This is a genomic window from Mucilaginibacter daejeonensis, assembly GCF_020783335.1.
In the GTDB taxonomy this organism is placed as follows: domain Bacteria; phylum Bacteroidota; class Bacteroidia; order Sphingobacteriales; family Sphingobacteriaceae; genus Mucilaginibacter; species Mucilaginibacter daejeonensis.
Map to the genome: position 1 here is coordinate 4,574,998 of NZ_CP086068.1, position 19,200 is coordinate 4,594,197.

General features: G+C 50.9%; 20 protein-coding genes. 5 read left to right on the plus strand and 15 right to left on the minus strand.

The window, feature by feature from the left end; genetic code table 11:
- The 5 genes from radA to LLH06_RS19645 form a co-directional block, all read right to left on the minus strand.
- Positions 1-1,437: a DNA repair protein RadA gene (gene radA / locus LLH06_RS19625; protein WP_228170987.1), complete on the minus strand. Its 1,437-nt coding sequence runs from the start codon at positions 1,435-1,437 to the stop codon at positions 1-3.
- A 374-nt stretch (positions 1,438-1,811) separates the two neighbouring features.
- On the minus strand, positions 1,812-2,363 hold the full coding sequence (locus tag LLH06_RS19630) for an NUDIX hydrolase (RefSeq protein WP_228170988.1): 552 nt from the start codon (positions 2,361-2,363) through the stop codon (positions 1,812-1,814).
- A 125-nt stretch (positions 2,364-2,488) separates the two neighbouring features.
- Positions 2,489-3,313 (minus strand): TPM domain-containing protein, encoded by an 825-nt coding sequence (locus LLH06_RS19635; RefSeq protein ID WP_228170989.1) that lies wholly within the window; start codon positions 3,311-3,313, stop codon positions 2,489-2,491.
- 14 nt (positions 3,314-3,327) lie between these two features.
- Positions 3,328-3,762: a TPM domain-containing protein gene (locus LLH06_RS19640; protein WP_228170990.1), complete on the minus strand. Its 435-nt coding sequence runs from the start codon at positions 3,760-3,762 to the stop codon at positions 3,328-3,330.
- A 79-nt stretch (positions 3,763-3,841) separates the two neighbouring features.
- The gene (locus LLH06_RS19645; protein ID WP_228170991.1) at positions 3,842-4,420 is read right to left on the minus strand and encodes a LemA family protein; all 579 of its coding nucleotides are present in this window, start codon (positions 4,418-4,420) and stop codon (positions 3,842-3,844) included.
- 84 nt (positions 4,421-4,504) lie between these two features.
- On the opposite strand from LLH06_RS19645, the gene LLH06_RS19650 reads away from it, so the two are divergent.
- Positions 4,505-6,856, plus strand: coding sequence for a GH92 family glycosyl hydrolase (locus LLH06_RS19650; RefSeq protein WP_394800299.1), 2,352 nt, complete (start codon positions 4,505-4,507; stop codon positions 6,854-6,856).
- A 40-nt stretch (positions 6,857-6,896) separates the two neighbouring features.
- Here LLH06_RS19650 and LLH06_RS19655 read toward each other — a convergent pair whose 3' ends face one another.
- The 6 genes from LLH06_RS19655 to LLH06_RS19680 form a co-directional block, all read right to left on the minus strand.
- On the minus strand, positions 6,897-7,337 hold the full coding sequence (locus tag LLH06_RS19655) for a hypothetical protein (protein ID WP_228170992.1): 441 nt from the start codon (positions 7,335-7,337) through the stop codon (positions 6,897-6,899).
- Positions 7,334-7,687 (minus strand): phage holin family protein, encoded by a 354-nt coding sequence (locus LLH06_RS19660; RefSeq protein ID WP_228170993.1) that lies wholly within the window; start codon positions 7,685-7,687, stop codon positions 7,334-7,336. The genes LLH06_RS19655 and LLH06_RS19660 overlap by 4 nt, the downstream gene beginning before the upstream one ends.
- Before the next feature lie 59 nt (positions 7,688-7,746).
- Positions 7,747-8,076, minus strand: coding sequence for a YtxH domain-containing protein (locus LLH06_RS19665; RefSeq protein ID WP_394800300.1), 330 nt, complete (start codon positions 8,074-8,076; stop codon positions 7,747-7,749).
- Positions 8,077-8,156: 80 nt separating this feature from the next.
- Positions 8,157-9,203 carry an AI-2E family transporter gene (locus LLH06_RS19670; RefSeq protein ID WP_228170994.1) on the minus strand — a complete coding sequence of 349 codons (1,047 nt, stop codon included), beginning with the start codon at positions 9,201-9,203 and terminating at the stop codon, positions 8,157-8,159.
- Between the two features lie 83 nt (positions 9,204-9,286).
- Positions 9,287-9,490 (minus strand): hypothetical protein, encoded by a 204-nt coding sequence (locus LLH06_RS19675; RefSeq protein ID WP_228170995.1) that lies wholly within the window; start codon positions 9,488-9,490, stop codon positions 9,287-9,289.
- Position 9,491: 1 nt separating this feature from the next.
- Positions 9,492-10,958, minus strand: coding sequence for a sigma-54-dependent transcriptional regulator (locus LLH06_RS19680; RefSeq protein WP_228170996.1), 1,467 nt, complete (start codon positions 10,956-10,958; stop codon positions 9,492-9,494).
- Between the two features lie 220 nt (positions 10,959-11,178).
- Here LLH06_RS19680 and LLH06_RS19685 point away from each other — a divergent pair, with 220 nt between their 5' ends.
- The 4 genes from LLH06_RS19685 to LLH06_RS19700 all read left to right on the plus strand — a co-directional run bounded on the left by LLH06_RS19685 (position 11,179) and on the right by LLH06_RS19700 (position 15,418).
- The gene (locus tag LLH06_RS19685) at positions 11,179-12,849 is read left to right on the plus strand and encodes a glutamine--tRNA ligase/YqeY domain fusion protein (RefSeq protein ID WP_228170997.1); all 1,671 of its coding nucleotides are present in this window, start codon (positions 11,179-11,181) and stop codon (positions 12,847-12,849) included.
- Between the two features lie 63 nt (positions 12,850-12,912).
- Entirely contained in the window at positions 12,913-13,968 is a 1,056-nt protein-coding gene (locus LLH06_RS19690) for a tetratricopeptide repeat protein (RefSeq protein WP_228170998.1), read from the plus strand.
- A 20-nt stretch (positions 13,969-13,988) separates the two neighbouring features.
- Positions 13,989-14,519 carry a DUF3267 domain-containing protein gene (locus tag LLH06_RS19695; RefSeq protein WP_228170999.1) on the plus strand — a complete coding sequence of 177 codons (531 nt, stop codon included), beginning with the start codon at positions 13,989-13,991 and terminating at the stop codon, positions 14,517-14,519.
- Between the two features lie 161 nt (positions 14,520-14,680).
- Positions 14,681-15,418: a DUF4932 domain-containing protein gene (locus tag LLH06_RS19700; protein ID WP_228171000.1), complete on the plus strand. Its 738-nt coding sequence runs from the start codon at positions 14,681-14,683 to the stop codon at positions 15,416-15,418.
- A 6-nt stretch (positions 15,419-15,424) separates the two neighbouring features.
- Here LLH06_RS19700 and rmuC read toward each other — a convergent pair whose 3' ends face one another.
- The 4 genes from rmuC to LLH06_RS19720 form a co-directional block, all read right to left on the minus strand.
- Positions 15,425-16,798 carry a DNA recombination protein RmuC gene (gene rmuC / locus LLH06_RS19705; protein ID WP_228171001.1) on the minus strand — a complete coding sequence of 458 codons (1,374 nt, stop codon included), beginning with the start codon at positions 16,796-16,798 and terminating at the stop codon, positions 15,425-15,427.
- A 63-nt stretch (positions 16,799-16,861) separates the two neighbouring features.
- Positions 16,862-17,119, minus strand: a complete 258-nt coding sequence (locus tag LLH06_RS19710; protein WP_228171002.1) for a hypothetical protein — start codon at positions 17,117-17,119, stop codon at positions 16,862-16,864.
- Positions 17,120-17,198: 79 nt separating this feature from the next.
- Complete coding sequence (locus LLH06_RS19715; protein WP_228171003.1) at positions 17,199-17,795, minus strand: gliding motility lipoprotein GldH; 597 nt, start codon at positions 17,793-17,795, stop codon at positions 17,199-17,201.
- Positions 17,796-17,815: 20 nt separating this feature from the next.
- Positions 17,816-19,192 (minus strand): PSP1 domain-containing protein, encoded by a 1,377-nt coding sequence (locus LLH06_RS19720; RefSeq protein WP_394800301.1) that lies wholly within the window; start codon positions 19,190-19,192, stop codon positions 17,816-17,818.
- Positions 19,193-19,200: the final 8 nt, after the last annotated feature.

The following is a 19,200-nucleotide window of genomic DNA, read 5'->3' on the forward strand; positions in this document are numbered from 1 at the left end:
TCACCCGAACAACAGCCCGAACACCTCCTCAATACGGCTCACGGCCTTCACCTCGATCTTGTAATGTGACAGGTCGAGCTGATGCTTATCCTTACCCGATGGCAGATTATACTTGGAAATGAATATTTGCTCGAAGCCCAGTTTCTGGGCTTCGGCAATTCGTTGCTCTATACGGTTAACGGCCCTCACCTCGCCCGATAGCCCCAACTCTCCCGCAAAACAGATCTTTGATGATATGGGCATATCCTCGTGCGAGGAAATGATGGCCGCGGCCAAACCCAGGTCGATGGCCGGGTCCTCTACCCTGATGCCACCTGTGATGTTCAGGAACACATCCTGCGATCCCAGGCGGAACCCACAACGTTTCTCTAATACGGCCAACAACATGTTCATGCGGCGGGTGTCAAATCCGGTGGCCGAGCGCTGCGGTGTCCCATATGCTGAGGTACTCACCAAAGCCTGTGTCTCGATCAGCATTGGCCTCAGGCCTTCCAACGTGGCACTGATCGTGATGCCGCTTAAGGCCTCATCACGCTGCGATAACAGTATCTCCGACGGGTTGGACACCTCGCGCAAACCAGCGCCCTGCATCTCATAGATACCCAGCTCTGATGCCGAACCAAAACGATTTTTAATGGCCCGTAAAATGCGGTAAACGTGGTGACGGTCGCCCTCAAATTGTAGCACGGTATCTACCATGTGCTCCAGTATCTTGGGTCCGGCGATCATGCCATCCTTGGTAATGTGCCCGATCAGGAACACCGGCGTCGAGCTTTCCTTGGCAAAACGCAACAGTTCGGCCGTACACTCACGTACCTGCGATACGCTGCCCGGCGTCGACTCGATGTGGGCCGAATACAAGGTCTGTATCGAATCGATGATCACCATATCGGGCTGCAGGATCTCGATCTGTTTGAAGATGTTCTGGGTAGATGTCTCGGTCAGCACGAAGCAGCCTGTGGTGCCGTTCTGTAATTCAACTCCACTTTTAGGGGACTGTGGGGCAGCTATACGCTCGGCCCGCATCTTGATCTGGCGGTCGCTTTCCTCGCCCGATACATACAGGATCTTGGCGGCAGGCATGCTCATGGCGATCTGCAACATCAGGGTCGATTTACCGATGCCCGGCTCACCACCGATCAGCACCAGCGATCCTGCCACGATGCCGCCGCCCAGTACGCGGTTGAGCTCGTTGTCGGGCGTAAGGATGCGGTGCTCCTCGGCAAAACTGATCTGTGATACCGGTACGGCCTTGTTAGCCCGCTGCATAGAGGTAGAACCACCCGGTGCCTTCCAATCAGGGATGGCCGCGTTGGGTTTCTCGATCACTTCCTCTACAAAGGTGTTCCACTGCGAGCAGGCCGGGCATTTACCTAACCACTTGGGCGACTCGTAGCCGCAGCTCTGACAAAAATATGCCGACTTAGTTTTAGCCAAAACGTAACTGACCTGCTATTGGAGCAGATGCACAAATATGCGGATAATATTGCTATTTTTATTAGCAAAAGTATCGGAGTTGCTGGTTTTTGTTGCAGTGCGGGTAGTGCGATCCGTGGCATAACCATAAGCGGTGGCCCGCCACGGTGCCCGGCCGGGAGCTGGCCCGAGCGAGGGCAGGGATCAGCGTGGCTTGAATTTTTTGTTACTTTTTGTTTCAAGACAAAAAGTAATAGCCTTAGCGGCTATGAGCGTTACCAAGCGACCAGTTCATTGTCCTCCGCAGAGATGGCTTCGTGCCTCGCCATGACGGGGAGGCGTGGTGATCGTTCAAAGTATGGATGGCTTTGCACCTCGCCAATGGCGTGGTATTATTAGCTTAATGCACCTAACCTGATCAGTGCGTAATAAAGCGTACTAACGTGCAGGGCTTGGGTGATCTGGTTATCGGCCAAGAGCTGTTTTACTTCATCTATGGTGTATTCTTCAACAATGATCTGTTCCTGCTCGTCAAGGTGCTGGGCTTGTACTTTTTTGCCGCCTCGGGCCAGGTAGCAGTGAGTGATGTTGTCGCCGGTGGATGGGTTGGCGCGGAGCTCACAAAGGGGTTCGAGGTGGTCGAACTGGTAGCCGGTCTCTTCCAGCAATTCCCGTTTCATGCCTTCTTCGGGATCTTCGCCAGGCTCGATCACGCCGCCTGGTATCTCTAATGATATCACACCTGCCGCATGCCTGTACTGGCGCACCATAATGATCTTATTGTCCTCGGTAAGTGCCACAGCGTTGGCCCAATCCGGATACTCCAACACATAATAGCCAGGAATGATACGCCCGTCGGGCATCTCACATTTATCGACCCGCAGGGTGGCCCAGGGGCCGCGGTGTATATATTCATAGGAAAGTACTTTCCATTTAAGATCGGTCATAAGTAGACGAGTTGTTTTTCCTCTGTTCGAGAGGAATAAGGCCACCTGGCCTGTGTAGAAATTCATAAGTTAGAAGACCTGTCCCCGCGCTTATGATAAGGCAAGGACAGGTCTTTTGAGATATTTTACCAGCTGCCGCTGCTGCCGCCGCCGCCGGAGCTACCGCCGCCCCATCCGCCGCCGAAGCCTCCGCCACCACCACCGAAGCCGCCTCCGCCGCCCCAGCCGCTGCCTCCGCCCCAGCCGTCGCCACGGCGACCACCGCCGCCTAATAGGTTACCGGCCAGGAACCACCAAAACGGGCTTGCGCCGCCACGGCCGCCAATGATCTGGCCTCCGCCACCGCCACCCCGGTTCCTGAAAATAAAGAACAGGATGACGATCACAATGAGTACCACGATACCGGCCGAACCACCGCCGTCCTTTTCGCGGCGTTTTTTAGGCTTGCCCACATCGTTGGCATCGGGCTTGAACTCGCCTTTTGTGGCCGCTATAATATGGTCGGTAGCCAGGTCAAGGCCTTTATAGTAATTGCCCGCCTGAAAGTTGGGTTTGATATCATTCTGTATGATCTGCTGCGTAAGCGCATCGGTCACCGAGCCTTCGACACCGTAACCGGTCTGTATGGTCACCTTGCGGTCGCTAATGGCCGCCAATACCAATACACCGTTATTTTTGCCCTTTTGGCCTATACCCCAATTACGGATCAGCAAGGTGCCGTACTGGGCAATATCATAATCACCGACCGACTTCATCAAAACCACAGCCACCTGGGTGGACGTTGAATCATTGAACGCTAAGAGTTTGTTCTCGAGGCGTTGCTTATCATCGGCCGATAGGGTGTTGGTATAATCGGTTACAAGGGTGCTTGACCGGGGCGGAAATTGTTGCCCCAGGGCCAGCAGGCCGCACAACATGATGTTGAGCAGGAGCAGTATCTTTTTATACATGGTCGCAAAAAGAATTATTGGTCGCCATCCATATAGGCAATGTCGTCCGAAAGTTCGTTCTTATCACCTGCCTGCGCAGGGAAGTACTTTTTGAGCTCCTTTCCGGCACGGTCTATACCGGTAATGATGCCCTGGGCCAGTTGGCCGTTCTTGAAGCACTCGAGCATGGCCTCTTTGGTGCTGTCCCAAAAATCAGGAGGCACCACGCGGTTGATGCCGGCATCGCCAATAACGGCGAACTTACGATCGGCCGAGGCCAGGTAGATCAGCACACCGTTACGCAAACGGGTCTTCTCCATTTCGAGTTGAAAAAAATAGCTCACCGCACGGTCCATCGGCTCCGCCTCTGGGCAATTCTTTTCTACGCAAATGCGTATCTCACCCGAGGTGTTCCGCTCGGCCCGCTCAATGGCCTGCCGGATCAGTTGCTGCTCTTCTTCTTTGAACATGATGGTGATATTTCGGATATCGGATGTTCCATTTCGGATATCAAATTCCGACATCGAAGATCCGGCATCCGCCCTCAAATTAAAACTCTACCTTAGGTGCTTTTTGTGCGGTGGCATCGGCCTCAAAGTAGCCTTTTGGCGTAAAGCCGAACATCTTTGAGGTCAGGTTGGCCGGGAACGCACGGATCTTGCTGTTATAGGCCTTTACCGAATTGTTAAAGTCCATACGGGCTACAGCGATGCGGTTCTCGGTACCTTCCAACTGTCCTTGCAGGGCGGTGAAGTTCTCGTTAGCTCGCAGGGTCGGGTAGTTCTCGGTCACACTTAACAAACGGCCTAAAGCTGCGCTTAATTGGCCTTGCGCTTCCTGGTATTGTTTAATGGTCTCGGGGGTAAGCTTTGACGGATCGACCTGTATAGAGGTAGCTTTGGCGCGGGCCTCGGCCACTTCGGTCAGGGTACTTTTTTCAAAGTTGGCCACACCTTTAACGGTGGCTACCAGGTTAGGTATCAGATCGGCGCGGCGTTGATACTGGCTTTGCACAGTTCCCCACTTGGCCTTGGTATCTTCGTCCAGTTTGACGATGCTGTTATAACTGCAAGAGCTTAACGACATTGCTGCCACCAAGATCATGACGGCCGAAAGTAACTTTTTCATGGTTTTGTTCTATTTGTTAATTAAAGTTGAAACTTTGTTATATTAGATAAAGCCTGTATATCATTGTTACAGCTTTAGCATTTAATGCCAATTTGGCAATTATGTTTCAACATCGCTACTCAATACTACACAAATTTGAAAAAACATCCGTTGCTGCTTGCCAGCCTGCTGATCGGTGCGTTAACGGCAGCCGCTCAAAAGCCAGCCGAAAAGCTGGTGCCTTACGTTAAACCGATCATTGGTACCCAGCGCATGGGCCACACCTATCCGGGTGCCACCGTACCCTTTGGCATGGTGCAGTTAAGCCCCGAGACCGACAGCATCAGCTACGAACTGAACGGTAAATACAACCCCAAAGTTTACGAATACTGCGCCGGTTACCAATATGAGGACAAGACCATCACCGGCTTTAGCCATACCCACTTTAGCGGCACCGGCCACTCTGATCTGGGCGATCTGCTTACCATGCCTGCCGTGGGTAAAGTGAAACTGAACCCAGGCACGGCCGATAAGCCTGGCAGCGGTTACCGCTCGCGCTTTAGCCATGCCACCGAAGTAAGCGAGGCCGGCTATTACAAAGTAAAACTGGAAGACCCTAACGTACTGGCCGAAATGACCACCACCAACCGCGTAGGTTTCCATCAATACACCTTCCCCAAAACCGATAGTGCACACCTGATCCTTGACCTTACGGCCGGCATCTACAATTACCCTGACAAGAACGTGTGGACGTTTGTACGCGTGGTGAACGACACGCTGGTGACCGGTTTCCGTCAAACTAATGGCTGGGCCAAGAACCGGGTACTGTACTTCGCTATCCGTTTCTCTAAACCGATCATGTCGCACGGTTTCCGTAACGAATCGACCCGGCAGGTATACCGCGGCTTCTGGGGTAAGTTCGATCAGACCCGCAACTTCCCCGAGATAGCGGGCCAACGCATCAAAGCTTATTTTGACTTCAAGACCAATGCCGGCGAGAAGATCAAAATGAAGGTGGCCCTATCGCCCGTGAGCATGCAGGGTGCCGTTAACAACATGCAAGCCGAGCTACCGGGCTGGGACTTTGAGCGCACTAAAGCACAGGCTCAGCAACAATGGGAGACCGAACTGCAAAAGGTGGTGATCCAGTCGCCAAGCAAGGCCACTAAAGAGAACTTTTATACGGCCATGTACCACACGCTGATCAATCCTACCATTTATATGGATGTTGACGGCCAGTACAAAGGCGTTGACCAGAACATACATAAGGCCAACGATTTTACCAACTATACCACCTTTTCCCTTTGGGACACCTACCGCGCGCTGCATCCGCTATTCAACATTATTGACCCCGAGCGCAACCGCGATATGGTGAAAAGCATGCTGGCCCATTTTGAGCAAAGCCCCGAACATATGCTGCCCGTGTGGTCGAACTCCGGTAACGAGAACTGGTGCATGTCGGGCTATCACTCGGTGGCCGTTGTGGCCGATGCCATTATTAAAGGCAACGCCGAAGGGGTTGACGCCAACAAAGCGCTTGATGCCTGCGTGACCACCGCCCGCAAACGCAGCTACGAAGGCATAGGCTATTACATGGACATGGGCTACATTCCTGATGAGCGTAACGGTGTATCGGTATCGAGCACGCTGGAATACGCTTATGATGATTGGACCATTGCCCAACTGGCCAAAAAACTGGGCCGGCAAGACATTTACGAAGAATTTAACAAGCGTGCGCAAAACTACAAGAACGTTTATGATAAGGCCAGCGGCTTTATGCGCCCGCGGTTGGCCAACGGCGGTTTCAGGCCTAAGTTCGACCCGTTGACCACTATCGGGCAGGGCTTCATTGAGGGCAATGCCTGGAACTACACTTTATTTGCCCCGCAAGACCCTAAAGGACTGATCGAGCTGATGGGCGGCAACAAGCGCTTCGTGCCTTACCTCGATTCGTTATTTACCATGCATTTGCCCGACAAGTTCTTTGAGGAAACGGAGGACATTACCCGCGATGGTATCATTGGTAATTACGTGCACGGAAACGAGCCATCGCACCATGTGGCTTACCTGTACAACTGGACAGATCAGCCCTGGAAAACGCAGGAACGCGTACGCATGATCCTGCCTAAAATGTACAAACCAACGCCTGACGGCTTGGGTGGTAATGATGATACCGGCCAAATGAGCGCCTGGTTCATTTTCACCAACCTGGGCTTTTACCCGGTGGCTCCAGGCAGTGATGAATACGCTTTGGGTAGCCCGGCTATCAACAGTGCCACCATCAAACTACCGGGCGGCAAGACCTTTACCGTGATGGCCAAGAACCAGAGCGATAAGAACGTTTATGTAGAGAAGGTCCTGCTGAACGGGCGACCGCTCAATGCGCTCTCCATCAAACACGCTGACATCATGGCCGGAGGGAACATCACCTTTTACATGAGCAGCAAACACCGCTAACAAAAAAGACCAGCCGTTGAGGGCTGGTCTTTTTTTGCTTTTACAAAGGCCTGTTAGGTACCGGCACGTCGGCAGGCACCGACTGAGGCGGTTTTGCCCGCTTAGGCTTTTTGTTGAATATTCCTTTTACGTTATCCCATATCGAGGTCACCGAATCGCCGCTGATGTAGGTTGATGCTTTTTGCGAAAGCAGGCCTACCAGCGTTTTCACGATCATATTGGATCTTTTGAACAGCGTTTTGTTCAGCGTGAGCGGTAAGATGAACCGCGAGGCCAGGCTCAACAGATCAGGCGAGAAGAAAGAGCCGATGCCCTCACCTTCAGGTGCCTTAGGGAATATGGAACGTACCGACGAGATAATGGCCGCAGGGGTAGCAACGCGCTGTTTAAGCACCATCTCCTGCTCCTGTTTCAGTTTCTCGAGGCGTAGTATCTCTGACTGCAGGTCGAATATATTTTTGATAGGGACGGTCATGGTCATTTGAATAGTTTACTGATCAGCAAATTAATGATCGGCTTCTCAAAGCTTGACTTAGCTGCCACCATGATCACCGAAATGAGGAGGTAGAACAAGGCCACAACGCCAAAACCTTTCCAGGTAGCACCCATCACATCACCCAGGAACAGGGCCAGTGTGAATGTGCCGAACAGGAATGTCAATAACAGCGCCAGCACGATCACAATGATCACCGCTAAGCTTGCTGCCACCGATGAGCCTTTCTCAATGGCCTGGTACTTGGCCAGCAGTACGCGGGTCTCCACATACTCTTTTACCTGATCCAGTATATTGGGTTGAGGTGGCGTTTGTTCCGCTTCTTTTTTCTCTTCCATGCAGTTATTTGAAGATGAACCCCGGTTTCCGTTTCCGGAGCCGGGGTCGTGAATGGTTATTATGCGTGTTCCAGATCGTCTTGGTATTCGGCTTCTTCGCCGCTGATCTTGGTCTTGATGTTATCTACCACTTTGGTTTTCAGGCTGGCCAGTTTATCGATCTCGGCAGCGGCGGTCTCTTTGATGCTCTCGCCAAGGTTAGCCAATGATTCTGAAAGTTTGTCGCGGGTCTCGGTACCTTTATCAGGTGCGAATAAAATGCCTATGGCGGCACCTACAGCAACACCGGCCAGTAATGCGATCGCCACCTTGGCGCCATCGCCCAGGCCGGCCTCTTTTTTTAACCCTGGTATCTTGCTGATCAGGTTTGATACGTCTTTTGTATTCATGGTGATTTAAATTAATAAATGTGATCGTTCAGTTATTATCTAACGGCTTAACTCCCGCTTTGTTTATGGGCAACTTTAAATTATTCGTGGTTAGGCGATGCTTTGATCCGCTCCAAGCGGTCGGCGGCCATGCGGTCGGTCTCGTATATCTGCACCATCAGGATGAAATATGACAGCAGTACCGGCCCGAATACGAGGCCTAAAATACCAAATAGCGGCAAACCGATGAACACCCCAATGATAGATATTATAGGATGCGTATCGGCGATGCGCTTATTGATCACCAAGCGCAGCACATGGTCCAAATTACCTATAAATAAAAGTCCATAGGCCATGATACCGATACCGCTCCAGGTTCGCCCAAGCAGCATGAGGTAGATGCCCGCCGGTATGGATAAGGTAGGCGCACCCACTACCGGTAAAAAGGATATAAAGGTGGCCACCACACCCCAAAACACCGGGTCGGGTATGCCGGCTATCCAAAAACCGTTGGCCAGTAACACGCCCTGTACCACGGAGATGATGCCCTGTCCCAATACGTTCGAATAGGTAGCGTTCTTCAGCGCCGTGGCAAATTTGAGCGCATGCTGCTCGCTAAAGGGTGCGTACTTTAACAACCCGGCCTCGAACTTGCGCAACTCCACGAACATGAAATACAGCATGAAGTACAACACCAGCAAGGTGAGGATGATGTTAGCCGCACTGCCCAAAATGGACGGGAACAGGTCAGCCGCGTAGGTGGCCAGTTTTTGCAGGGTATCCTCGGCAAAGCGTGGCTGGTTGATATGCTCGGCCGTGAACATGTCGATCTTGTCCACCCACGAGTCGATCGGCAGTGCCTTGGTATTAAAGCCCAGTATCTTGTTAATGAGCATAAAGCTCAGCAGCAGGAACGGGATCACGATCACCACCAACGATAGTACGATGATGAGCAGCGCCGATATGCCTTTATTCCATCCGCGCTTTTCAGATATATATATGTAAAGCGGCCTGAAAAGTACATATAGCACGATCGCACCCAGTATGGAGCTGAAGATGGCGCTCAAGGCATAGGCCAACACGCAGCCCAACACAATGATGCTTACCAGTGTGATATTATTACGCTGCTGACGATCAAATAAAGGCATGACGGTTGGAGTGGATATACAGAAAACAAAAAAGCGCCGGTTTGTTCGGCGCTTTCAAAATTATTCGTGCTATGCGGTGCGGATCATTCCTCGGTCCTGACCAGAATGTTGATCTTGGCGCAGCTTTGAGCAATGGTGTCCATGTAAAAGATCATGTCCTCAGTGGGCCTTTCTATCTCATAACGCAACTGATCCAGTGCCAAATGGATGTTGGATAGCTGGTTCTTGATATCGTGCCTTAGCAAACGCATATCCTGCTCGGCGTTGTTATCGTTACCGGCAGCCATATTATTTGAGGTTGATCGCTTTCATTTTGTTATATAAGGTCTTACGGTCTATGCGTAAGATCTCGGCCGCTTTGGTCTTGTTGTAATTCACCTGGCGTAGTACTTTAACGATGGTCTCATACTCGGCTTCCAAGGCAGCGTTCTTCAGATCTGGGCGGTCGTCCTTTGGTTGCTGAGGTTCGGTGGCACCTTCGTTATTGCTACGCGGAGCGGTATAACCGTCAGAGGTGCCGGTATCAAATGATGAAGCACGGCTGTAGGCCAGCATCTCAAGCGGTAGGGCCTTCAGCTGGATCTCGTCGCCCTCGGTCAATAAGGTAGCACGGCGTACCACGTTCTTTAACTCGCGGATGTTACCCTGCCAGCGATAGTTCAGGAAACATTCCACCACATCAGCCGAGAAGGTGGTCACATTGCGGCCCAGCTCTTCATTGGCTATGCGTAAAAAGTGCTCGGCCAGCAGGATCACGTCGTTACCCCGCTCACGCAGTGGCGGCATATAGATACCGAACTCGTTGAAACGGTGGTAAAGATCCTCGCGGAAACGGCCTTTTTGAATGGCATCCTGCAGGTTCTCGTTGGTGGCCACAATGATGCGTACATCCAGGTCTATCTCTTTGGTCGATCCTATACGTTTCACCTTGCGCTCCTGCACGGTACGCAACAGGGCGGCTTGTATATCGTACGACAGGTTACCCACCTCATCCAGGAACAGGGTACCGCCATTGGCCATTTCGAAGTGACCGATCTTGGTATATAATGCGCCGGTGAAAGATCCCTTTTCGTGGCCGAAGAACTCACTTTGGGCCAGTTCTTTGGTCAGTGAACCACAGTCCATGGCAATGAATGGTTCGTTGCGGCGCGGGCTGTTCAGGTGTATACTTTTGGCCACCGATTCTTTACCAGTACCGCTTTCGCCAATAATGATCACACTGTAGTTGGTAGGGGCCACCAGTTCGATCTGCCTTACCAGCTCTTTGGAGGCACGGCTGCTGCCGGTCACAAATTCGCTGCTCAGCACCTGTTTGCCACCTTTTTCTTTAGTGCTGGTCTTGCTTACGGTAACCGGTCCGCTTACTTGTTGCTCGGCGGCTTCCAGCAAGGCGTGGTGGGTCTCGATGGCCTTGTTGATGGTGGTCAGGATCTCGTCAGGGTATAACGGCTTGGTGATATAATCATAAGCCCCCATCTTGATCAGTTCCACGGCCATCTTGATATCAGAGTAGCCGGTAATAATGATCACACCGGTCTTGGGGTACTGGTTCTTGATCACCTTGAGTATCTCGCGGCCGTCGGTATCTTCCAAACGGTAATCGCAAAGTACCAGGTTGAATTCGTTGTTCTTTAGTAATTCGAGGCCGGTGCTGCCATTTGACGCTGTAGTTGCCTCGAACCCATTACGGGAGAGGAACTTAGATAGCAGCAGCGCGGTGTTTACTTCATCATCAATGATGAGGATCTTCTTCATAGCAGCATTGACTCGTTAAGGTAACTATTTCACAAAGGTAGCTCTATGTACAAAAATGATAATTTTTACGACATATCGGCAATATCACGACACATATTTGACCAAAGATCAAAGTATTTTCAGGCATCGCATTTCGGCTCTGGTAATTTTGATCATTTTTATAGCGATCAGGTATACCGGGTAATGACCCGAACGCCTATTTTAGTACATTTGCCATTGTATGACAGAAGAAAGAGCATTGAATTTTATTGAAGAGATCGTTGAGGAAGATTTGGCGAGCGGCAAGCATAATGGCCGCCTGCATACGCGTTTCCCGCCCGAGCCTAATGGCTACCTGCACATCGGGCACGCCAAATCTATATGCCTTAACTTTGGTTTGGCCAAACGTTATAACGGAAAGACCAACCTGCGTTTTGACGATACCAACCCTGTAACTGAAGATACCGAATATGTAGAGAGCATCAAAGCCGACGTACGCTGGTTAGGTTTTGAGTGGGCCAACGAGTTGTACGCATCCGACTATTTTGACCTGCTTTATGCCTTTGCGCTTAACCTGGTGAAACAAGGACTGGCCTATGTTGATGACAGCTCTCCGGAAGAGATAGCTGCTCAAAAAGGTACCCCTACCGAACCGGGTACACCTAACCAGTACCGCAGCCGCAGCATTGAGGAGAATGTGGCCTTATTTGAAGAGATGAAGGCCGGCAAATATCCTGATGGTGCCAAGGTATTGCGAGCCAAGGTGGATCTGGCATCGCCCAATATGCACATGCGCGACCCGATCATGTACCGGATCAAGCATGCCCCTCACCACCGTACCGGCGACAAATGGTGCATTTACCCAATGTATGACTTTGCCCACGGCCAGTCGGACGCTATCGAGGAGATCACCCACAGTATATGTACTTTGGAGTTCATTCCGCACCGCCCGCTTTATGAGTGGTTCATTGATAAACTGGAGATATTCCCATCGCGCCAGTACGAGTTCGCACGTTTGAACCTCACCTACACCGTAATGAGCAAGCGCAAGCTGCTGCAACTGGTGAACGAAGGACACGTTGAGGACTGGGACGACCCACGCATGCCTACTATAAGTGGTTTGCGCCGCCGTGGTTATACACCGGCCTCCATCCGCGACTTTTGCGAGCGCATTGGCGTAGCCAAGCGTGAGAATCTGATCGATGTTGGGCTGCTGGAGTTCTGCATACGCGAGGACCTGAACAAAACGGCCTGGCGCCGCATGGCGGTATTGGACCCGATCAAACTGGTGATCACCAATTACCCTGAAGGCCAGACCGAGACCCTGCATGGCGAGAACAACCCTGAGGTAGAAGGTGGCGAAGGCGGACGCGATATCCCGTTCAGCCATGAGCTTTACATCGAACGTGAAGATTTTATGGAGGTACCTCCTAAAAAGTTCTTCCGTTTGGGGGTAGGCCTGATGGTGCGTTTAAAGCATGCCTACATCGTAAAATGCGAAAGCTTTGTAAAAGATGCTGATGGCAACGTGACCGAGGTGCATTGTACTTATATCCCTGAATCAAAGTCAGGACAAGACACCAGTGGCATCCACGTGAAAGGTACCATACACTGGGTGAGCGTACCACACGCCAAGACCGCCGAGGTACGTTTGTACGAGCGCCTGTTCAAATCGGAGAACCCTGCTGCCGAAGAGGGCGACTTTAAGGACGACCTGAACCCCGACAGCTTGCAGGTGATCACGGCTTTTGTTGAGCCTGACCTGGCCACCGCCGTGCCGGGCAAAGGCTACCAGTTCATCCGTAAAGGGTACTTTACTTTGGATGCCAAACATGCCACGGCCGATAAGCTGGTATTTAACCGTACCGTAACGCTTAAAGATGCCTGGGCCAAAGAAGTGAAAAAAGGATAACAAATTCTTTTCTATGATATGAAAGCCATCCCGATAGGGGTGGCTTTTTGTTTTTAGAAGTAAATGAGTATTTTAGGTTACTTTTTTATGCAAGAAGCGACCGACCTTATCCCTGAAACCCCACCGCAGGAACCCACTTGTGCAACATGCGGCAGTCCTGAGATCCTGGATGGATATCCAGCAAGACTTTGTGCACCGTGCCGACAGGCCTACATCAAATTTCCCATCCCTAACTGGGTAAAATTATTTGGCGGTGCTATCCTCTTATTGGTCGTTGTTTCATTCACACTATCCTGGAAGAACTTCAATGCTGGTATATCCATTTCACGCGCTGAGAAATTTGAAGAGCAGCACGACCATATGTCGGCGCAAAAGGAGTTGAAAAAGGCTCTGGACATTTCGCCTAATAGCGTAACAGCACTGGGGCATTTAGCTATCGCCTCGTTCCACAACGGCGACCTTGGTACATTTGGCATTACCCTAAGCAAGTTGACCGGTAAGGAGATCGAGGACAAAGAAATGCTCACGACCTTGAATGGGCTGAATGACAAGTCGGTGAATTATTACCCCTCGGAGGCGTTCCAAAAATTGGGTGAGCGCTATCCTAACACCATTCCTGATAGTGCACTGCTCAATTACATCAATACCCACCCTGGTGATGTTTTTGCCCGTTTTACCTTTGCCTCTCTGCTCATGGACAGAGACGATGACCTGGGAGCCGATAAGCAATTGGGAGCAGTATTGGCTGCAGAACCCGGGCATATGTTCGCACTTTATTTACGTACCATAACCAAACGTGAGCTTAACCAATTAGACTCGTCTATATATTATGCTAACCAGGCACTGCATGATAACCGTCAGTTCACCGTAGCACTTTCATCAAAAGCACGCACATTGCTTAAACAACGTCATTACAAAGATGGCCTGGCCTTGGCGCAGCATGTAGACGACCTGGATAGCGAACTGCATTACAATAAAGCAACGCTGGCACTGGCCTATCACCTCAATAATAATTTTAAGGAGCGTGATGTGTTGCTAAAGAGCGCTCAAAAGGATTCGACGCTTGGCATGGCGATGAGTTATGTGAACGATGTAATAAGCGGTAAAAAGAATTTCTAAAGCACTTAAACCCTCATTTTATGTTCATTCCTGGTATTTTGATCACGCTGCTTACCTTCCCGGGTGTGATCGTTCACGAACTTGCTCACCAATTATTTTGCCGTTGGTTCAAGGTGCCTGTATTTGAGGTAGTGTACATGCGTGTTGGCAACCCCGCAGGTTATGTGTTGCATGAAAAGGTCAACAACAAATGGCAAAACATGATGATCAGCGTTGGACCATTCATTTTGAATAGCCTGTTGGGAGCGCTCATCGCATTGCCGGCGGCTCTGCCAGTGTTTAAATTGAATAACGCCAATCCGCTCGACTATGTACTGATCTATTTAGGCGTATCCATAGCTATGCATGCTTTCCCCAGCACAGGAGATGCGACAAATATATGGGAAGACGTAAAAGAGGCCGACACACCATTATTGGTCAAACTGGTGGGTTACCCAGTGGTGGGGCTCATTTATTTAGGTTCATTAGGCAGTTTCTTTTGGCTTGACCTGGCTTACGGTATCGCTATAGCTATCGGCCTTCCTAATTTGATCATTGCTTTACTGGCCTGATCTTTTAGTGGTGCCTCTTTGCAGCATCTTTACTTTACTATTATATAGATATTGAGCCTCGGGTGTTCACCTGCTTTTGCCGATCTGTTAATTGTTGACCGCCCGATTGTCTTTACCGAAAAGTGGCGTACTTTTGCGGCACATTCTTCAACTATCTTCCTATGATCAACACTAAAACACTCACCACTGCTAAACTTGTGCTGTGTACGATACTGCTGCTTACCTTTGTCGGCTGCCAGAACGCCGACATCAGGCCAAGTTATTCCACGAGATACATCCAGGAAAATAAAGGCAAACTCACGGCAAGTGTACCCGAGGTTTATGAGCTGGGCTATACCGTACTCGCGCTAACCTCCACCGGGCAGAAAGATGCATCGGTGATCAACACGTCGTCACCTTATTACCAAGACCTGAAGGCTCAGTTTGAAAAGTACAAAGATCACCGCGCAGTAAAAGAACTGGACCAGAAACTGACCAGGTTCCCCGGCTTAGTGGATGATTACCTAAAAGGTCTATTCGCTTACCGGATGAATGATGGCCGCGTGGTACAACGCGAGAACTACCGCATATACCTGAACAAGATCGAGTTTAGCCGTTACCAGTTGCTGTTACAGGATTTTTATCGCGCTACTGATTTCCAAAAATTCTATAACGAACACCGCGGCACGTATGATGAGCTGATCAGGAACTCGAACGAACTGGTGAACCTGGAAAAAGCTAAAGCCATGATCGGTGATGCGGACGGTTACCTGATCGTGTTATCGCCGCTGGCCAAAGGCCATGCCGGTAAGCTCATGCTCCGCACCGAGGCTTATAAAGAATGTGTGGTATTCCCTACCGTAATGGCCGATCAGTTCACATTCGGCAAAGGTGAGAAGGACTTGATCAGTATAAGGTAAATGAATTTACTCCAGGTCGTCCTTTAGGGCGCTGGGCGGTATCTGTTTGTTGGCCTTTGCGCCAAGCCCCTTTATGCGCTCGGCAGTGGCGGTGAGGTTGCCGCGGCCTTCACTCAGTTTGTTGAGCGCTTTTTCATAAGCGTCCTGGCTTTGCTTGAGGTTGCGGCCAATGCTATCCATATCGGTCAAAAAGCCTACGAATTTATCATACATATCGCCGCTCAGGCGGGCGATCTCCATCACGTTACGGTTCTGGCGCTCTTGTTTCCACATGCTGGCAATGGTGCGCAGGGTAGCCAGTAAGGTTGATGGGCTTACGATCACCACACGCTTGTCCCACGCGTCGTTGAACAGGTCGGCGTCCAGCTGCACCGCAAAGCTGAACGATGATTCGATAGGAACGAACAGCAGCACAAAGTCGGGAGAGTTGAGCTTTTGCAGGTCGTGATAGTTCTTTGACGATAGTCCCATCACGTGGTTGCGTAAAGACATCACATGCTCCTTGGCAAACAGTTTACGCTCGTCCTCGGTGTCAGCGTTCACCAGCCGTTCATAGGCGATCAGCGATACTTTGGAATCAATGATGAGGTGTTTACCATCGGGCAGGTCAATAATGGCATCGGGCATAAAGCGTGTACCATCTTGTGCCTCGTGCGCGGCCTGTAAGCGGTACTCACGGTCCTTGATGAGGCCCGACCGCTCAAGTACTTTCTCTAAGATAAATTCGCCCCAGTTGCCTTGCTTTTTGTTATCACCTTTTAAGGCACGGGTAAGGTTCTGGGTCTCCACACTCATGAGGCGGTTCAGTTCCATCAGGCGGTTGATCTCGCCTTTAAGTACGTTGCGTTCGGCCGCCTCGGCATTATATACCTTCTCTACCTTCTCTTCAAAGGCCTTAATGTTCTCTTTCAAAGGGTTGAGGATATGGTCGAGCTGACCTTTGCTGGCCTCCATGAACTCGAGCGACCGCTCCTTTAGCAACCGGGCCGATACGTTCTCGAATTCGCGTTGAAAATGCTGCCTCAACTGCTCGATCTCGGCCTTTTGCTCGCGAAGCTTATCCTTTTCGGCTTGGTAGTAAGACCGCGTACTCTCCAATGCCTGGCTTGCCGAGGCCAGTTCTGCACGCTCGTGGGCCAGTTGCTGGGCGAGTTTATCATTCTCTTGCCGAAGTAGTGTTGAGAGGCTTTCTTTTTCGGCCTGTGCACTTTTTATTCGCTCGTGAAGTACACCTTCCTGAATGTGCATCTGCTGGTTCTCGGCCTTGAGATGGTCATATTCGCTTTGTGATACGCCCATTCCCTTCTTTTGCCAAAGCACCAAGAAGATGACCGCCAATATCAAAAACACAACTGCCGCAACGCCTAACACTACTTCCATTTGCCTGATAAATATTTTAGCAAATTAAAGCAATTACATTGAGAATGCTAAACGGATGATAAGCTATGGACGTGCGCGACGGCCGGTATCCACAGTGGGTTCGGCAGCGCCCTGGTTGCTTTGGATGGTGCTGGTATCGGTACCGCCGGTAGAACTGCCTGCCGGGCTGCCCGGACTGACCACGCCTACACTATCGGCAGGACCGGAGCTGCCTGCACTGCCAGAGTCGGCCACGTCGCCGCCGGTCTTACTGGTCGACCCTTTACAGGCCACTAACAACATTGATGAAGCAACTAGGAACGTATAAAGAATCTTTTTCATGACCAAGCGTTTTAAACTCAACAGGATAGCACCCTGATCGTTTCATAAAAGATCATGAAGGTGGAGTTCGCCAGAGAGATTATCTGCTCTTCTCGACCCGTAAGCCAACATTGCTTACCGCACGCAGAGGGTTATCGCGCATGTTCTGCTCGATCTCGAAACGGTAGCGGCCTTTTGCCGGGAAACGGTAATTTTTGTGGAAAGGTATCTGGTAGCTATACATACTACCCGACCCCTGGCCCAGCCACTCGCCGGTAGGGCTGGCCAGTTTGAGTTCGTAACGGGCCAGGTCGGCCTTTTTCATGCTGCCACCGCTTTGCGTGATCAGCACGAACATGTTGGAATAACGGTAATTGGCCGTTACCCGCATGTTGATGTACAGGTTGTAAGCCACCGAAGGGTCATCGATCTGCACGTCAAAACGGATCTTATTACCGTAGCCCCAGTTCTGGTTGGCAATGGGCTTGTTATCATCGATCACCCGGTCAGGATCCGAGCATGAGCTGATGCAAAGCGTCACCAATACCAGTAAGAACGCAATACATTTGAACAGGTCACTACGCCCGCTTGTCATGCCGAATGTCCTGCGTGAAGCATTACCTTTAATTGGCTTTGACGCGCATGGCAAGTTGTTAGACCCACTATTGGATCCACTTGCCTGCTCAGCGTAGTTCATATGTTCGCCTTGGTTCAACATTATGCCTGTGGGGCCTGTGGTTGCTGGTTATTATTGTTATTGCCGCCACGGTTACGGTTAGGCCTGCGCCTGTTGTTACGGCGCGCACCTCCGCCCTCGGTCTTTGCACCTTCTGGAGTTGCTGCAGTGGCTTCTTTATTAACGTTCTTGTCGCGGGCTTGTTGTTGTTGCTGCTGAGGCTGACGCGGTTGCTGCTCACGCTTGGGCTGATCATTACGCTGTTTAGGCTGCTGATCCCTTGGCTGCTGTGGTTTGCGCTCACCGCCGCCAGCTTGCTGCTGGTCCTTCGGCCTGTTCTCACCACTACCCGGTTTTTTGTTCTTGTTCTTTTTAGGCCTGTTACGGTCGCGGCTGCGATCATCCAAACGTGTCAAGCTGTCCTGACCTACCACGTTCTCGTAATCAAGCTTTTTGGCCTCCGGTTCTTTCTCGATCACCTCATCGGCCAGGTATTCAGGCGTTACGCCTTCTTTATTGAGCTTTTGGATCTCTTTAACACGATTGATCGGCAGCACGATCCAGTTCTCAAAACCGGGTATACTGAACCACATCAAGCGTTTAAAGATATCTGTCTTTTGCAGCTTGGCGTCGCCCTGTTGGGTTCGCAGGTAGTTCACGTTATCGGGGATGTGTTTTAACGCATCCATGTAACCATCCAGCTCGTAGTTGAGGCAGCATTTCAGCTTACCGCACTGGCCGGCCAGCTTTAAAGTATTGAGCGATAGATTTTGATAGCGCGCGGCTGAGGTAGATACCGTTTTAAAATCGGTAAGCCAGGTAGAGCAGCACAGTTCGCGGCCGCAAGAGCCGATACCGCCTAAACGACTGGCTTCCTGACGCATCCCGATCTGGCGCATCTCGATACGGATGCGGAACGATTCGGCCATCTTTTTGATCAGCTCCCTGAAATCCACACGGCCTTCGGCAGTGTAATAAAAGGTGGCCTTGGTCTTGTCGCCCTGGTAATCCACATCACTGATCTTCATGCTCAGGTTAAGGTCAAGCGCCAGTTTGCGGGCCTTATGCATGGTCTCCCACTCCAGTTCTTTGGCCAGTTTCCACTTATCCACGTCGGCTGGTGAAGCACGGCGATAGATCTTTTTGGTCACATCGGCCTCTTTAACGTGGCGTTTGACCATTTGCATGCGCACCAGTTCGCCCGTGAGCGATACGTGGCCTACGTCATAACCGCCGGTAGCGGTCTCAACGGCTACCAGTTCACCGGCCTCTAAGTATATATTGTCGGCGTTAAGGTAAAAATCCTTACGCGATCCTTTGAATTTGATCTCCACCACCTGGAAAGGCTTATAGCTGGAGGGCATATCCATGTGCGATAGCCAGTCATACACATCCAGCTTACTACAGCCGTTGGTCATGCATGACC

What these genes read in the sequence shown, in the direction of transcription:
- LLH06_RS19630 (WP_228170988.1), bottom strand. Translation starts at nt 2,363, where the DNA reads ATGACCGATCTTAAATGGAAAGTACTTTCCTATGAATATATACACCGC.
- LLH06_RS19635 (WP_228170989.1), bottom strand. Translation starts at nt 3,313, where the DNA reads ATGTATAAAAAGATACTGCTCCTGCTCAACATCATGTTGTGCGGCCTG.
- LLH06_RS19640 (WP_228170990.1), bottom strand. Translation starts at nt 3,762, where the DNA reads ATGTTCAAAGAAGAAGAGCAGCAACTGATCCGGCAGGCCATTGAGCGG.
- LLH06_RS19645 (WP_228170991.1), bottom strand. Translation starts at nt 4,420, where the DNA reads ATGAAAAAGTTACTTTCGGCCGTCATGATCTTGGTGGCAGCAATGTCG.
- LLH06_RS19650 (WP_394800299.1), top strand. Translation starts at nt 4,505, where the DNA reads ATGCCAATTTGGCAATTATGTTTCAACATCGCTACTCAATACTACACA.
- LLH06_RS19655 (WP_228170992.1), bottom strand. Translation starts at nt 7,337, where the DNA reads ATGACCATGACCGTCCCTATCAAAAATATATTCGACCTGCAGTCAGAG.
- LLH06_RS19660 (WP_228170993.1), bottom strand. Translation starts at nt 7,687, where the DNA reads ATGGAAGAGAAAAAAGAAGCGGAACAAACGCCACCTCAACCCAATATA.
- LLH06_RS19665 (WP_394800300.1), bottom strand. Translation starts at nt 8,076, where the DNA reads ATGAATACAAAAGACGTATCAAACCTGATCAGCAAGATACCAGGGTTA.
- LLH06_RS19670 (WP_228170994.1), bottom strand. Translation starts at nt 9,203, where the DNA reads ATGCCTTTATTTGATCGTCAGCAGCGTAATAATATCACACTGGTAAGC.
- LLH06_RS19675 (WP_228170995.1), bottom strand. Translation starts at nt 9,490, where the DNA reads ATGGCTGCCGGTAACGATAACAACGCCGAGCAGGATATGCGTTTGCTA.
- LLH06_RS19680 (WP_228170996.1), bottom strand. Translation starts at nt 10,958, where the DNA reads ATGAAGAAGATCCTCATCATTGATGATGAAGTAAACACCGCGCTGCTG.
- LLH06_RS19685 (WP_228170997.1), top strand. Translation starts at nt 11,179, where the DNA reads ATGACAGAAGAAAGAGCATTGAATTTTATTGAAGAGATCGTTGAGGAA.
- LLH06_RS19690 (WP_228170998.1), top strand. Translation starts at nt 12,913, where the DNA reads ATGAGTATTTTAGGTTACTTTTTTATGCAAGAAGCGACCGACCTTATC.
- LLH06_RS19695 (WP_228170999.1), top strand. Translation starts at nt 13,989, where the DNA reads ATGTTCATTCCTGGTATTTTGATCACGCTGCTTACCTTCCCGGGTGTG.
- LLH06_RS19700 (WP_228171000.1), top strand. Translation starts at nt 14,681, where the DNA reads ATGATCAACACTAAAACACTCACCACTGCTAAACTTGTGCTGTGTACG.
- rmuC (WP_228171001.1), bottom strand. Translation starts at nt 16,798, where the DNA reads ATGGAAGTAGTGTTAGGCGTTGCGGCAGTTGTGTTTTTGATATTGGCG.
- LLH06_RS19710 (WP_228171002.1), bottom strand. Translation starts at nt 17,119, where the DNA reads ATGAAAAAGATTCTTTATACGTTCCTAGTTGCTTCATCAATGTTGTTA.
- LLH06_RS19715 (WP_228171003.1), bottom strand. Translation starts at nt 17,795, where the DNA reads ATGAACTACGCTGAGCAGGCAAGTGGATCCAATAGTGGGTCTAACAAC.
- LLH06_RS19720 (WP_394800301.1), bottom strand. Translation starts at nt 19,192, where the DNA reads ATGACCAACGGCTGTAGTAAGCTGGATGTGTATGACTGGCTATCGCAC.